Consider the following 13143-nt stretch of genomic DNA (forward strand, 5'->3'; position numbering starts at 1 on the left):
GGCGCAGCTCATCATGTCGATGAAGAACCGCCTCGCCGAGATCACCGCTGCCCAGACCGGCAAGTCGGTCGAGCAGATCAACGCCGATGGTGACCGCGACCGCTGGTTCACGGCCGAGGAAGCGCTCGAGTACGGCTTCGTCGATCACATCCGCGAATCGGCCTCCGACGTCATCGGCGGCGGCGGAACCGACCAGGACACCGAGTAACGGAAAGCGAAAGGACGCTCATGTACACACCCACCTTCCGCTCAGCCGGTGACCTGCCTTCCAGCCGCTACGTGCTGCCGCAGTTCGAAGAGCGCACCGCCTACGGCTTCAAGCGCCAGGACCCGTACAACAAGCTGTTCGAAGACCGCGTGATCTTCCTCGGCGTGCAGGTCGACGACGCCTCGGCCGACGACGTGATGGCACAGCTCCTCGTTCTGGAGAGCCAGGACGCCGAGCGCGACATCACGATGTACATCAACTCGCCTGGTGGCTCGTTCACCGCGATGACGGCGATCTACGACACGATGCAGTACGTCGCGCCGCAGATCCAGACCGTGGTGCTCGGCCAGGCGGCTTCGGCTGCGGCTGTGCTGCTCGCTGCCGGTGCGCCGGGCAAGCGTCTCGCGCTCCCGAACGCCCGCGTGCTCATCCACCAGCCCGCGATGGGGGAGGCCGGCCACGGCCAGGCGTCCGACATCGAGATCCAGGCCGCGGAGATCCTCCGCATGCGCACCTGGCTGGAGGAGACGCTCGCGGGACATACCAACCGCACCCCGGAGCAGGTGAACCGCGACATCGATCGTGACAACATCCTCTCCGCCGCACAGGCGCTGGAGTACGGCATCGTCGACCAGGTGCTCACGACGCGCAAGCGCGTCTGACCCGATCGATCGAAGGGCGTCCGTCATCCGACGGGCGCCCTTCGTCGTGCCCGGCGGATGTGCACGACCCGACGACAAAGTGCGCATATGAGCACTGTGGTGCGCGAACGCTGACGAGGGCCTACTCTGGAGGAGGAAGGAGGAAGCCGTGGAAGAAGATCTGCTCATGGTCCGCGTCGCCGAGCTGTACTACGACGAGGACAAGACCCAGGACGAGATCGGCGGACTCCTCAAGATCTCGCGCTGGAAGGTCGGCCGTCTGCTGACCCAGGCCCGCGAACGCGGCATCGTCCGCATCGAGATCGTGCACCCGCGCGCCCGCCGACTCGGCCTGGAGCGGCTTCTCGTCGAGCGCTTCGGCCTCACCGATGCCGTGGTCGTGCCGGCTCCGGAAGGCGATGACGGCACCCTCGAACGTGTCGCTCAGGCCGCAGCCGACTTCCTGACCGCGCTGCGCCCCGTTCCCCGCACCCTCGGGGTGAGCTGGGGCCGTACACTCCGTGCCGTGGCCGAGGCGCTTCCGGATGGCTGGGCGAACGGCGTGACCGTGGTGCAGCTCAACGGGGGAGTGAGCCTGAACCGACGCTCCGGGGGCGCAGCAGGCCTCGCCGTCACGATCGCCCAGCGCGCTTCGGGGCAGGTCTCCCTGCTGCCGAGCCCGGCCATCCTCGAGCGCGTGGAGACGAAGCAGGCGATCGAGTCCGACCGCACCGTCGCCGCCGTCCTCGAAGAGGCAGCCGAGGCCCAGGCTTTCCTGTTCACCGCCGGACCCTGCGATGCCTCGTCCGCCCATGTCGAGAACGGCTACCTCAGTGCGGAGGATGTCGAAGAGCTCGCACGACGCGGCGCCGTCGGCGACGTCCTCGGGCGCTACGTCGACGCGGAGGGCAACATCGTCGACTCGCAGCTCGATGCACGGACCGTCGGAGTCTCTCTCGACCGTCTGCGCGGAGCCGCTCGTGCGATCTTCGTGACGGCGGGCCCCGCCAAGCACGACATCGCACGCACCGTGGTCACCAGCGGCCTGTGCGGCGTTCTGGTGACCGATGAGACCACAGCACGAGCATTGTTGGAGGAACAGTGACGACCAAAGAACTCAGTCGCAGGGCGGCGGTGGACGTTCTGGGCGGCGAGCCCGACGACGCCACGCTCCGGCGATTCCTGCACGGACTTCCCGGCGTGGATGCCGTCGGTCTGGAGCAGCGCGCTGCCGGGCTCGGCACCCGGTCGATCAAGACCACCTCGAAGGCGTGGGCGCTCGACACGATCATCAAGCTGATCGACCTCACGACGCTCGAGGGAGCTGACACTCCCGGAAAGGTGCGCTCTCTCGTGGCCAAGGCGAAGAATCCGGACGCCGCGGATCCTTCGACCCCGCGGGTCGCAGCGGTCTGCGTGTACGGTGACATGGTCGGCGACGCGGTGACCGCGCTCGGCGGGATGCACGGTGACCCCGATGACGGCCTGATCTCCGTCGCGGCCGTCGCCACGGCATTCCCCAGCGGACGCTCCTCGCTTGCGATCAAGCTCGCCGACACCGCCGAGGCGGTGGCTGCGGGCGCCGATGAGATCGACATGGTGATCGATCGTGGAGCGTTCCTGTCCGGCCGGTACGGCCTGGTCTTCGACCAGATAGCCCAGGTCAAGGAGGCCTGCCGTCGTGAGGACGGTTCGTACGCCTCGCTCAAGGTGATCCTGGAGACCGGCGAGCTGAACACCTACGACAACATCAAGCGCGCCTCGTGGCTGGGCATCCTGGCGGGAGGGGACTTCATCAAGACCTCGACCGGCAAGGTGCAGCCCGCAGCCACCCTCCCGACGACGCTCCTCATGCTGGAGACCGTGCGCGACTGGTACCGCGGCACCGGAGAGAAGATCGGTGTGAAGCCGGCCGGTGGCATCCGCTCGTCGAAGGATGCGGTGAAGTATCTCGTCACCGTCGCCGAGACTGTCGGCGAGGAGTGGCTCCAGCCGCACCTCTTCCGCTTCGGCGCCTCCAGCCTCCTCAACGACGTGCTCCTGCAGCGACAGAAGCTCAGCTCCGGCCACTACTCGGGCCCCGACTACGTCACGATCGACTGACGGGAAGACGAACATGTCATTTCTGGAATACGCTCCCGCACCGGAGTCCACCGCGGTCCTGAACCTCAAGGACAGCTACGGGCTGTTCATCGACGGCGAGTTCGTCGACGGCTCCGGCACGCCGTTCAACACCATCTCACCGGCGACCGAGAAGCACATCGCCGAGATCGCTTCGGCGAGTGATGAGGACGTCGACCGTGCGGTCGCCGCCGCGCGTCGCGCCTACGAGAAGACCTGGTCGAAGATGAGCGGTCGCGACCGAGGGAAGTACCTCTTCCGCATCGCCCGCCTCGTGCAGGAGCGCGCCCGTGAGCTTGCCGTCGCCGAGAGCCTCGACAACGGCAAGCCGATCAAGGAGAGCCGCGACGTCGACGTGCCGCTCGTCGCCTCCTGGTTCTTCTACTACGCGGGCTGGGCCGACAAGCTCGATCACGCGGGACTGGGCGCGAACCCGCGGGCTCTCGGCGTCGCGGGTCAGATCATCCCGTGGAACTTCCCGCTGCTGATGCTGGCCTGGAAGATCGCTCCCGCTCTCGCCGCCGGCAACACGGTGGTGCTCAAGCCGGCCGAGACGACGCCCCTCACCGCGCTGATCTTCGCCGAGATCCTGCAGCAGGCCGACCTTCCGGCCGGTGTCGTCAACATCGTGACGGGTGCCGGAGCGACGGGCTCTGCGCTCGTGCGTCACCCCGACGTCGACAAGGTGGCCTTCACCGGTTCGACCGGTGTCGGACGGGACATCGCCCGGGCTGTCGCCGGCACTCCGAAGAAGCTGACGCTCGAACTGGGCGGCAAGGCCGCGAACATCGTGTTCGACGACGCCCCCATCGATCAGGCGGTCGAAGGCATCGTGAACGGCATCTTCTTCAACCAGGGCCACGTCTGCTGCGCCGGAAGCCGACTGCTCGTGCAGGAGTCGATCCACGACGAGGTCGTCGATCGGCTCAAGTCGCGCCTGTCGACCCTCCGCCTCGGCGACCCTCTCGACAAGAACACCGACATCGGCGCGATCAACTCCGCAGCGCAGCTCGCCCGCATCCGTGAGCTGAGCGACATCGGCGAGGCCGAAGGCGCCGAGCGCTGGACGGCGGACTGCGCGATCCCGGAGCAGGGCTTCTGGTTCGCGCCGACGATCTTCACCGGCGTCGAGGCGTCGCACCGCATCGCCCGCGACGAGGTCTTCGGGCCTGTGCTCTCGGTGCTCACGTTCCGCACCCCCGCCGAGGCGATCGCGAAGGCGAGCAACACGCCGTACGGGCTCTCCGCGGGGATCTGGTCCGACAAGGGATCGCGCATCCTCGCGGTGGCCGATCGCCTGCGTGCCGGTGTCATCTGGGCGAACACCTTCAACCGCTTCGACCCGTCGAGCCCGTTCGGCGGCTACAAGGAGTCCGGATACGGTCGCGAGGGCGGCCGTCAGGGGCTCACCGCCTACCTCAAGGGAGCCGCAGCATGAGCAAGCGACTGACCGTGCCGAAGACCTACAAGCTCGCGATCGGCGGAGCGTTCCCGCGGAGCGAGTCCGGCCGCACGTACGAGGTGCTCTCCTCCAAGGGGGCCTTCCTCGCGAACGCCGCGAAGGGCTCTCGCAAGGATGCCCGTGACGCCGTCGTCGCCGCTCGCGCGGCGGTGAAGGGCTGGTCGGGGGCGACCGCCTACAACCGCGGTCAGGTGTTGTACCGCGTCGCAGAGGTGCTCGAGGGTCGCCGTGCGCAGTTCATCGACGAGATCTCGGCGCAGGAGGGCGTGTCGTCCGCCGCTGCGGCCGCGCAGGTCGATGAGGCGATCGATCTCTGGGTCTGGTACGCCGGCTGGTGCGACAAGTACGCCCAGGTGGCGGGCAACGCGAACCCCGTCTCCGGGCCGTACTTCAACATCTCCGTGCCGGAGCCGACGGGCGTCGTCGCGATCATCGCACCGCAGGACTCGGCGCTGCTCGGCCTGGTGTCGGTCGTGGCTCCCGCGCTGGTCGCCGGGAACACCGTGGTCGTCATCGCGAGTGAGCAGCACCCGCTCTCGGCCATCAGCCTCGCCGAGGTCCTCGTCACCAGCGATGTCCCCGGTGGCGTCGTCAACGTGCTGACGGGTTCGCCGGCGGAGATGGCTCCATGGCTGGCATCCCACCAGGACGTGAACGCCCTCGACCTCGCGGGTGCCGGCGCCTTGGATTGGGTAGACATGCAGATCGCCGCAGCGGAGACGCTCAAGCGTGTGCTTACCCCCGGTGAGGTCGTCGCCTCGCCGGAACGGATCGGCGCCTTCACCGAGGTGAAGACCGTCTGGCACACGAAGAGCATGGTCTGACCGAACAGTCGATCTCGCGAAGGGGTCGGCAGCCATCGCCCGGAGAAGGCGCCAGACGGCTGTCGATCCCTTCGCCGTCCAATGGCCGCGATGTCGAGTGCCCTCAATGCGGCCCGGTGTCGTAAGCAGCGGTTAGGCTCGAAGGACGATCTCTGATCCCCCCTAGGAGGACGCGCATGGCCCGCATCGGTGAAAGCGCTGACCTGTTCAAATGCTCTTTCTGTGGAAAGAGCCAGAAGCAGGTGCAGCAGCTCATCGCCGGCCCCGGTGTGTACATCTGCGACGAGTGCGTCGAACTGTGCAACGAGATCATCGAAGAGCGCATGGCCGAGTCGTCTGCCGACGGGGTCGCCGAGTTCGAGCTTCCCAAGCCGCGTGAGATCTTCTCCTTCCTTGAGGAGTACGTCGTCGGCCAGGAGCCGGCCAAGCGCGCTCTTTCCGTCGCCGTCTACAACCACTACAAGCGCGTTCGCGCCCACGGCACTCTTCAGACCGCTGAGCAGAAGGCCGAAGAGGTCGAGATCGCCAAGAGCAACATCCTGCTCATCGGCCCGACCGGCTGTGGGAAGACGTACCTCGCACAGACGCTCGCGAAGCGGCTGAACGTCCCGTTCGCCGTTGCCGATGCCACCGCTCTTACCGAGGCCGGCTATGTCGGCGAAGACGTCGAGAACATCCTCCTCAAGCTCATCCAGGCCGCCGACTACGACGTCAAGCGCGCCGAGCAGGGCATCATCTACATCGACGAGGTCGACAAGATCGCCCGCAAGGCGGAGAACCCCTCCATCACGCGCGACGTCTCGGGCGAGGGCGTCCAGCAGGCGCTCCTGAAGATCATCGAGGGCACGGTAGCCTCGGTGCCGCCCCAGGGCGGTCGCAAGCACCCGCACCAGGAGTTCCTGCAGATCGACACGTCCAACGTGCTGTTCATCGTCGCCGGAGCCTTCGCGGGTCTCGAAGACATCGTGTCGGCCCGCGTCGGCAAGCATGGAATCGGCTTCGGTGCTCCGCTGCACGACAAGGGCAAGGACCTCGACCTGTTCAGCGAGGTGCTTCCGGAAGACCTGCACAAGTTCGGGCTGATCCCCGAGTTCATCGGGCGTCTGCCGGTCGTGACCAACGTGTCACCGCTCGACCAGGATGCGCTGATCGACATCCTGACGGGCCCGCGCAACGCGCTGGTGAAGCAGTATCAGCGGATGTTCGAGATCGACGGCGTGCAGCTCGAGTTCGAAGAAGAGGCACTGCGCTCCATCGCCGACCTCGCCGTCGAGCGCAAGACCGGTGCTCGCGGTCTTCGGGCGATCCTGGAAGACGTGCTCGGGCCCATCATGTTCGAGATCCCCTCCGCCGAGGACGTGGCGAAGGTCATCGTGACCCGCGCTGCCGTCGACGAAGGCGCACCGCCCACCATCGTGATGGAGCGCAAGCGCAAGAGCGCATGAGCGCGGAGCCGGCTCCCTGGAAGACGGTGGCGCGCGAGACGCTCGTCGCCGACCGGTGGATCCACCTCCACGCCGACGAGTGCGTGAATGGCAGCGGTGTGTCGATCGCCCCGTACTACGTGCTGGAGTACGGGGACTGGATCTCCGTCCTCGCCCTCGACCGGAACGATGACGCCATCGTCGTCGAAGAGTATCGGCACGGTGCAGGCGTCGTGGCCGTCGGCACCATCGGCGGGGGAGTAGAGCCTGGTGAGTCGCCGGAGGCTGCGGCGCGCCGTGAGCTGCTCGAGGAGACCGGGTATGCCGCCGACGATCTCATCGATCTCGGATCGACCTGGGCGAACTTCGGCAACCACACGAACCGGGTGCATCATTTCCTCGCGCGCGGGTGTGCGCGCGTCGCGGAGCAGTCTCTCGACGAGAGCGAGTCGATCGTCGTCCATGTGCTGTCGCTCGATGGACTCGGCGACCTCCTCCCGCAGAGCTACCACCAGCTCACCTGGTACAAAGCCATGGACCAGCTCGGACGGTGACTCCGAACGAGGCTCTGCGCGTGACGGGTTTCGTCAGCCGATCGGCATGATCAGGTCCGTACGCAGTTCTGGTGCCGGAGCGCTCGGGTCGGACACGTAGATCTCGATCCAGATCCCCCCGGGACGAAGCCCCTGCGCCGACGCGCGCTCGACGAGGCCGGCCCATGCGCCACCCAGTTCCTCATAGGAGCCGAACAGCGTGGTCGCGACCGCGGGTCCTGAGGGCAGTGTCGAAGCGACGATGACGCGGCCACTCGCGGTGGGGATGGGGTTCGCCGGTGCCGTCTGCACGGGGAAGCCGAGTTCCAGGTCGAAGACGCCCATCGGATCGCCGTGATACACCGCGAGTGCCGGGCCGGTCGGGACGAGCACGCCTCCGGCGAAGGTGAGCGCGATCGCCGAGTAGCCGGCGTCGAACGCCTCCGGGAGATCGGCGAGGCGGATGCCCTCGTGGCGGATGACGGCGAGGGGGACGGACTCGAGGTCGAGGCGGTCCGCAGGACCGAACGGGGCGTCGCGAAAGGCGTTCATGCGCTCAGCGTCTCACGCCTCAGTCGCCCAGTCCACGCCTCTTCAGGAGCGGATCGATATCCGCATCGCGGCCCCGGAAGTCGCGGTATGCCTCGAGAGGATCCTTGGAACCTCCCACGCCGAGGAGTCGTGCGCGGAATCTGTCGCCATTCGCCCGGGTGAGACCACCGTTCTCTCGGAACCAGTCGACCGTGTCGGCGTCGAGCACCTCGCTCCAGATGTACGAGTAGTACCCCGCGCTGTAGCCGCCGGCGAACACGTGGGCGAAGTAGGTGGATGAGTACCGCGTCGGCACGGTCGGGTCCTTCAGACCGATGTCCGCCAGAGCGGCGGCCTCGAAAGCGGCGACGTCGTCGACTTCGGCATCCGTGCCGAGACGATGCCAGGCCTGGTCCAACCATGCGGCAGCCAGATACTCGCTGGTCGCGTGCCCCTGATCGAACGTCTCGGTCGCTCGCAGGCGCTCGACGATCGAGGGATCGAGTGGAGCGCCGGTCTCGTGGTGACGCGCGTAGTTCTCGAGGACCTCCGGCCACAGGATCCACATCTCGTTCACCTGGCTCGGGAACTCGACGAAGTCGCGGAACACGTTCGTCCCCGCGAAGTGTGGGTAGGTGACAGTCGCGAAGAGGCCGTGCAGAGCGTGTCCGAACTCGTGGAACAGCGTGGTCACCTCGTCGAGCGTCAGGAGCGTCGGCTCCCCTTCTCCGGGAAGCGGCACGTTCAGGTTGTTGACCACGACCGGAGCGGTGCCGCGGAGTCGCGACTGGCTGACGATCGCATTCATCCACGCGCCGCCGCGCTTGGAATCGCGCGTGTACAGATCGAGCACGTAGAGACCGACCGGCGAGCCGTCGGCGTCGCGCACCTCGAAGACGCGCGCGCCGGGGTGATACGCGGCGAGGTCATCGCGCTCGGAGAACGTGACGCCGTAGAGCTGCGTCGCCGCGAAGAAGACGCCATCCTGGAGCACGCGCTCCGCTTCGAACCAGGGCCGAAGCGCGCTGGAGTCGATGTCGTATCGTGCAGTGCGCACCCGCTCGGTGTAAAAGGCCCAGTCGTGCGCCTCGACCGGGAACGGGATCTGCTCGGTCTCGTCGACGATCGTCTGCAGAGCTGCGCGTTCGGCCAGGGCGTTGCGCGCGGATGGTCCGGCGAGGCGTCGGAGCATCCGCTCGACCGCCTCCGGGCTTCCTGCCGTCTCATCCGCGGTCACGGCGGCAGCGTGCGAGTCGTAGCCGAGCAACTGTGCACGCTCCGCCCGCAGACGCACGATCGCGAGAAGGACCGGACGGTTGTCGTTCGCGTTGTCGCGAGACCCGCGTGCGAGCGAGGCCGCCATGATGCGACGTCTCGATTCCCGCGGGCGCAACTGCGCCAGAGCAGGGTGGCCTGTGAAGAGCGGGAGAGTGATCAGGAGCTTTCCGTCCAAGTCCCTGTCCGTGGCGGCACGTGCGGCAGCGGAGAGCTCTCCCGCGCTCAATCCGTCGAGCTCGTCGGCCGTGTCGAACACCACGGCCAGGTCGTTGGTGTCGTTCAGCAGGTTGCGCTCGAACGTGTTGGTCAGGGTCGACAGCTTCTGGTTCATGGCGGTCAGCCGCGCCTTCGCTTCGTCGTCGAGGCCCGCACCGGCCAAGGTCATCTCACGATGACGGCGCTCCACGAGGTACCGCTGCTCCGGATCGAGGTTCAGCGCGTCGAGCTGCTCGTACACCTGCTGCACACGCCAGTAGAGCCGGCTGTCGAGCGTGATCGCATCCTCATGCGCTGCCATGAGCGGCGCGAGCTGCTCGTCGATCTCCTGGATCTCGGGCGTCGCATCGGCCGAACTCACCGTGTAGAAGGTGTGCGCGACACGATCCAGCAGCTCGCCGGATCGCTCTAGCGCCTCAAGGGTGTTCTCGAACGTGGGCATCGAGCGCACCACGGTGATGCGCTCGATCTCGCGGAGCTGCTCCTCGAAACCCGCCTGGAAAGCGGGGAGATAGTGCTCCGGCCGAATCGCGGCGTAGTCGGGGAGCCCGTAGGGAAGCGTCGACGGCTGCAGCAGCGGATTGGTGGCGTCGGTCATCCTCCGAGCCTATCCACCGCGCCGGGCGTGCTCAGGACCCGCTCTCGCTCAGGCGCGTCATCACGCCGCGAAGGGCTTCCACGACCACGCGGACCGATCGACGACGAAGTGTCTCGGGCCGCGCGAGCACGTCGATCATCCGGTGCGTGCTCACACCTTCGAGAGGGACGCGCACGAGGTCGCGGTCGTCGACGCTGCGCGAGGTGAAGCGCGGTAGCATCCCGATCACCCCTCCGGCGGCCACGACGGCCGACACCGCGCCGTAATCGTTGATGCGGTGTTGGATGTCGACGGGCCGATGGGCCACCGCCGATACGGCACGGAGCACGTCGTCGGGGGAGTAGCCGATGCGACTGGTGACCCATCGCTCTCCTGCGACCTCGGCCGGTGTGAGGCTGGCACGACCGGCGAGCGGATGTGAGGCCGCTACCGCCACGTCCAGGGGCTCGCGGATCAGGGTGAGGCTGCGCACACCCTGCGCGGGCCACGGTTCGGAATGCTCCATGCGGTGCGCGAGCACGAGGTCGTAGCGTGCTGTGAGCGCAGGGAAATCCGTCTGCGCGACATCCTCGTCCGTGAGCTGCACCGATGGCGCGTTCGCTGCGGACGACAGCTCCCGCACGAGTGCTCCGAACAGCGCCTGCCCGACGCTGTGGAACCCGCTGATGCTCACGACTCCCGTCGCAGAACCCTCGAAGTCGTCCAGGGCGTGTCGTGCCGCCGCCATGGCGTCGATCGCCTCGGCGCCGGCAGTCGCCAGTACTTCGCCGGCGGGTGTGAGGGCGAGCGTGCGCCCGACTCTGCGGGTCAGCGGTGTCGGCACACCACGCTGCAGGGTTGCGAGCTGCTGGGAGACAGCAGAAGGAGTGACTCGGAGCGCGTCGGCCACGGCGGTCACACTGCCGAGGGCGCCGAGCTCTCTCAGGATCTGCAACTGATGGAGTTCCACGAGAACAGTTTAGCGGCGGCTACATGGACGGTGCAGACGATGCCGATTGATCTACAACCGTGGATGCGATGTGATCGAGATCATGAAGGCACTGTCCGCATGAGAGCACTGTTCAAAGGCGCGCCTGGCGCGGGGCTCGAGCTGGTCGAGCGTCCCGAACCGAAGGCCGGCGCCGACGAGGTCGTCATCCGGGTGCTGCGCACCGGCATCTGCGGAACCGATCTGCACATCCTCCGCTGGGATGACTGGGCGGCGTCGGCGATCAACGCCCCGCTGATCCCCGGTCACGAGTTCTACGGCGAAGTGGTGGAGGTCGGACCCGGCGTGCACGACATCTCCGTGGGTGATCGCGTCTCCGGTGAAGGCCACATCGTCTGCGGGACGTGTCGCAACTGCCGGGCAGGGCGCCGGCAGATGTGCATCCGGACGATCGGTCTCGGTCTGCAGCGGGATGGTGCGTTCGCGGAGTACCTCGCGCTCCCTGCGGCGAACGTGTGGGTGCACCACGCCGAGGTGACTCCCGAGCTCGGCGCGATCTTCGATCCGCTCGGCAACGCGGTCCACACGGCGCTCACGTACCCGCTCGTCGGAGAAGACGTGCTCGTCACCGGCTGCGGCCCGATCGGGCTCATGGCCATCGCCGTCGCCAGGCACGCCGGGGCGCGGTTCATCACCGCGACGGATGTCAGCGCACCGCGTCTGGAGATGGCTCGTCGGATGGGCGCCGACGAAATCGTCGACGTCTCGGTCCGCGATATCAGGGAGGCGCAGCAGGCGCTCGGAATGCGCGAGGGTTTCGACATCGGATTCGAGATGAGCGGTGCGCCATCGGCCCTCCCCGCCATGATCGACAACATGAACCACGGTGGGCGTATCGCGATGCTGGGTCTGCCGAGTGCCGGGTTCGGGATCGACTGGGGCAAGCTCGTCACCCACATGCTCACGATCAAGGGGATCTACGGACGCGAGATGTTCGAGACGTGGAACGCCATGGGGGCGATGCTGCAGACCAGTGCGCCCCTGCGGGATGCCATCGGCCGAGTGATCGCCGAAGTCGTCCCCGCTCGTGAATGGGAACGCGGATTCGCCGCCGCCGAATCGGCGGGAACGGGCAAGATCATCCTCGACTGGACGGAGTTGTGATGTACGGGACCTTTCAGAAGCATGTGTCGGACGAGCTGGCGGCGATCGAGGAGGCCGGCCTGACCAAGCGCGAGCGCGGTATCCGCGGGCCGCAGAACGCCGAGATCACCGCTGACGGCGCTGACGTGCTGAACTTCTGCGCGAACAACTACCTCGGTCTCGCCGACGATCCGCGCATCCTCTCGGCCGCGACGACGGCCCTGGAGGAGTGGGGCTACGGCCTCGCGAGTGTGCGCTTCATCTGCGGCACGCAAGAGCAGCACCTCGAGTTGGAGCGCCGCCTCGCCGACTTCCTCGGCACGGACGAGGCCATCCTGTACTCGTCGTGCTTCGACGCGAACGGGGGAGTGTTCGAGACACTCTTCGGACCCGAGGACGCCATCATCTCCGATGAGCTGAACCACGCCTCGATCATCGACGGCATCCGACTCTCGAAGGCGAAGCGGCTTCGTTACCGCAACCGGGACATGGCCGATCTCGAGGCGCAGCTGCAGGCGGCAACGGACGCCCGATTCCGTGTGATCGTGACGGACGGCGTGTTCTCGATGGACGGCTACATCGCGCCCCTCGCCGAGATCTGCGATCTCGCCGACCGTTACGACGCCCTCGTCTTCGTCGACGATTCCCATGCGGTCGGTTTCGTCGGGGAGAACGGTCGTGGCACACCGGAGCTCTGCGGAGTAGCCGATCGTGTCGACATCTACACCGGAACCTTCGGCAAGGCGCTCGGGGGCGCATCGGGCGGGTACGTCGCCTCGCACGCCGAGATCGTGGCTCTGCTGCGTCAGCGTTCTCGTCCCTACCTGTTCTCGAACACTCTCGCCCCCGCGATCGTCGCCGGCACGCTGACCGCCCTCGATCTCGTCGAAGGGTCCGCGGACCTTCGGGCGCGGCTGCGTGCGAACGCGTCGCTGTTCCGCGAGCGCATGACGGCGGAGGGCTTCGATCTGCTTCCGGGCGAACACCCCATCGTGCCCGTCATGTTCGGGGACGCGGCGAAGACGGCGCGGATCGCTCAGGAGATGCAGGCGCGTGGCATCTACGTGACCGCGTTCAGCTTCCCGGTCGTGCCGCGCGGCCTGGCACGGATCCGCGTGCAGCTGTCGGCGGCGCACACGGCGGAGCAGATCGAGTATTGCGTCGGCGCCTTCGTCGCCGCGCGCGACGCAATCGACTGAGCACATGCAAAGATACCCTTGCAAAGAACCCTTTGCA

The 13143-nt window shown here is 67.1% G+C and carries 13 protein-coding genes; 10 read left to right on the top strand and 3 right to left on the bottom strand.

Features of this window, described 5'->3' with window-relative positions:
• From AX744_RS08850 to AX744_RS08885, 8 genes are all read left to right on the top strand, one after another.
• On the top strand, positions 1-208 hold a 208-nt coding region (locus AX744_RS08850; protein WP_197429196.1), incomplete at its 5' end, for an ATP-dependent Clp protease proteolytic subunit.
• 20 nt (positions 209-228) lie between these two features.
• Positions 229-870, top strand: a complete 642-nt coding sequence (locus tag AX744_RS08855) for an ATP-dependent Clp protease proteolytic subunit (protein ID WP_046749265.1) — start codon at positions 229-231, stop codon at positions 868-870.
• A gap of 148 nt (positions 871-1018) precedes the next feature.
• Positions 1019-1954, top strand: a complete 936-nt coding sequence (locus tag AX744_RS08860) for a sugar-binding transcriptional regulator (protein ID WP_231728769.1) — start codon at positions 1019-1021, stop codon at positions 1952-1954.
• Complete coding sequence (gene deoC / locus AX744_RS08865) at positions 1951-2952, top strand: deoxyribose-phosphate aldolase (RefSeq protein WP_141369326.1); 1002 nt, start codon at positions 1951-1953, stop codon at positions 2950-2952. The genes AX744_RS08860 and deoC overlap by 4 nt, the downstream gene beginning before the upstream one ends.
• A gap of 13 nt (positions 2953-2965) precedes the next feature.
• The gene (locus AX744_RS08870; protein WP_061016380.1) at positions 2966-4408 is read left to right on the top strand and encodes an aldehyde dehydrogenase family protein; all 1443 of its coding nucleotides are present in this window, start codon (positions 2966-2968) and stop codon (positions 4406-4408) included.
• Positions 4405-5256: an aldehyde dehydrogenase family protein gene (locus AX744_RS08875; RefSeq protein WP_046749263.1), complete on the top strand. Its 852-nt coding sequence runs from the start codon at positions 4405-4407 to the stop codon at positions 5254-5256. Before AX744_RS08870 ends, AX744_RS08875 begins: the two co-directional genes overlap by 4 nt.
• 176 nt (positions 5257-5432) lie before the next feature.
• Positions 5433-6701 carry an ATP-dependent Clp protease ATP-binding subunit ClpX gene (clpX, locus tag AX744_RS08880; RefSeq protein WP_046749262.1) on the top strand — a complete coding sequence of 423 codons (1269 nt, stop codon included), beginning with the start codon at positions 5433-5435 and terminating at the stop codon, positions 6699-6701.
• Positions 6698-7234: an NUDIX hydrolase gene (locus AX744_RS08885; RefSeq protein WP_061016382.1), complete on the top strand. Its 537-nt coding sequence runs from the start codon at positions 6698-6700 to the stop codon at positions 7232-7234. Before clpX ends, AX744_RS08885 begins: the two co-directional genes overlap by 4 nt.
• A gap of 33 nt (positions 7235-7267) precedes the next feature.
• On the opposite strand, the gene AX744_RS08890 is transcribed toward AX744_RS08885, so the two are convergent.
• From AX744_RS08890 to AX744_RS08900, 3 genes are read right to left on the bottom strand one after another with little or no spacing between them, the layout of a single operon-like run.
• Complete coding sequence (locus tag AX744_RS08890; RefSeq protein ID WP_061016384.1) at positions 7268-7765, bottom strand: GyrI-like domain-containing protein; 498 nt, start codon at positions 7763-7765, stop codon at positions 7268-7270.
• 19 nt (positions 7766-7784) lie between these two features.
• Positions 7785-9836: a M3 family metallopeptidase gene (locus AX744_RS08895; protein ID WP_061016386.1), complete on the bottom strand. Its 2052-nt coding sequence runs from the start codon at positions 9834-9836 to the stop codon at positions 7785-7787.
• A 31-nt stretch (positions 9837-9867) separates the two neighbouring features.
• Positions 9868-10785: a LysR family transcriptional regulator gene (locus tag AX744_RS08900; RefSeq protein ID WP_061016388.1), complete on the bottom strand. Its 918-nt coding sequence runs from the start codon at positions 10783-10785 to the stop codon at positions 9868-9870.
• Positions 10786-10884: 99 nt separating this feature from the next.
• Here AX744_RS08900 and tdh point away from each other — a divergent pair, with 99 nt between their 5' ends.
• Together tdh and AX744_RS08910 are read left to right on the top strand one after the other, a co-directional pair.
• Complete coding sequence (tdh, locus tag AX744_RS08905) at positions 10885-11928, top strand: L-threonine 3-dehydrogenase (protein ID WP_157543565.1); 1044 nt, start codon at positions 10885-10887, stop codon at positions 11926-11928.
• Complete coding sequence (locus AX744_RS08910) at positions 11928-13106, top strand: glycine C-acetyltransferase (protein WP_061016393.1); 1179 nt, start codon at positions 11928-11930, stop codon at positions 13104-13106. The genes tdh and AX744_RS08910 overlap by 1 nt, the downstream gene beginning before the upstream one ends.
• Positions 13107-13143: the final 37 nt, after the last annotated feature.

The organism is Microbacterium sp. CCH5-D1 (genome assembly GCF_001557335.1).
Classification (GTDB): Bacteria; Actinomycetota; Actinomycetes; order Actinomycetales; family Microbacteriaceae; genus Microbacterium; species Microbacterium oxydans.

Bases quoted from the DNA above. Each gene is read 5' to 3' on its own strand.
- AX744_RS08855 (WP_046749265.1), top strand. From the start codon at position 229: ATGTACACACCCACCTTCCGCTCAGCCGGTGACCTGCCTTCCAGCCGC.
- AX744_RS08870 (WP_061016380.1), top strand. From the start codon at position 2,966: ATGTCATTTCTGGAATACGCTCCCGCACCGGAGTCCACCGCGGTCCTG.
- AX744_RS08875 (WP_046749263.1), top strand. From the start codon at position 4,405: ATGAGCAAGCGACTGACCGTGCCGAAGACCTACAAGCTCGCGATCGGC.
- clpX (WP_046749262.1), top strand. From the start codon at position 5,433: ATGGCCCGCATCGGTGAAAGCGCTGACCTGTTCAAATGCTCTTTCTGT.
- AX744_RS08885 (WP_061016382.1), top strand. From the start codon at position 6,698: ATGAGCGCGGAGCCGGCTCCCTGGAAGACGGTGGCGCGCGAGACGCTC.
- AX744_RS08890 (WP_061016384.1), bottom strand. From the start codon at position 7,765: ATGAACGCCTTTCGCGACGCCCCGTTCGGTCCTGCGGACCGCCTCGAC.
- AX744_RS08895 (WP_061016386.1), bottom strand. From the start codon at position 9,836: ATGACCGACGCCACCAATCCGCTGCTGCAGCCGTCGACGCTTCCCTAC.
- tdh (WP_157543565.1), top strand. From the start codon at position 10,885: ATGAGAGCACTGTTCAAAGGCGCGCCTGGCGCGGGGCTCGAGCTGGTC.
- AX744_RS08910 (WP_061016393.1), top strand. From the start codon at position 11,928: ATGTACGGGACCTTTCAGAAGCATGTGTCGGACGAGCTGGCGGCGATC.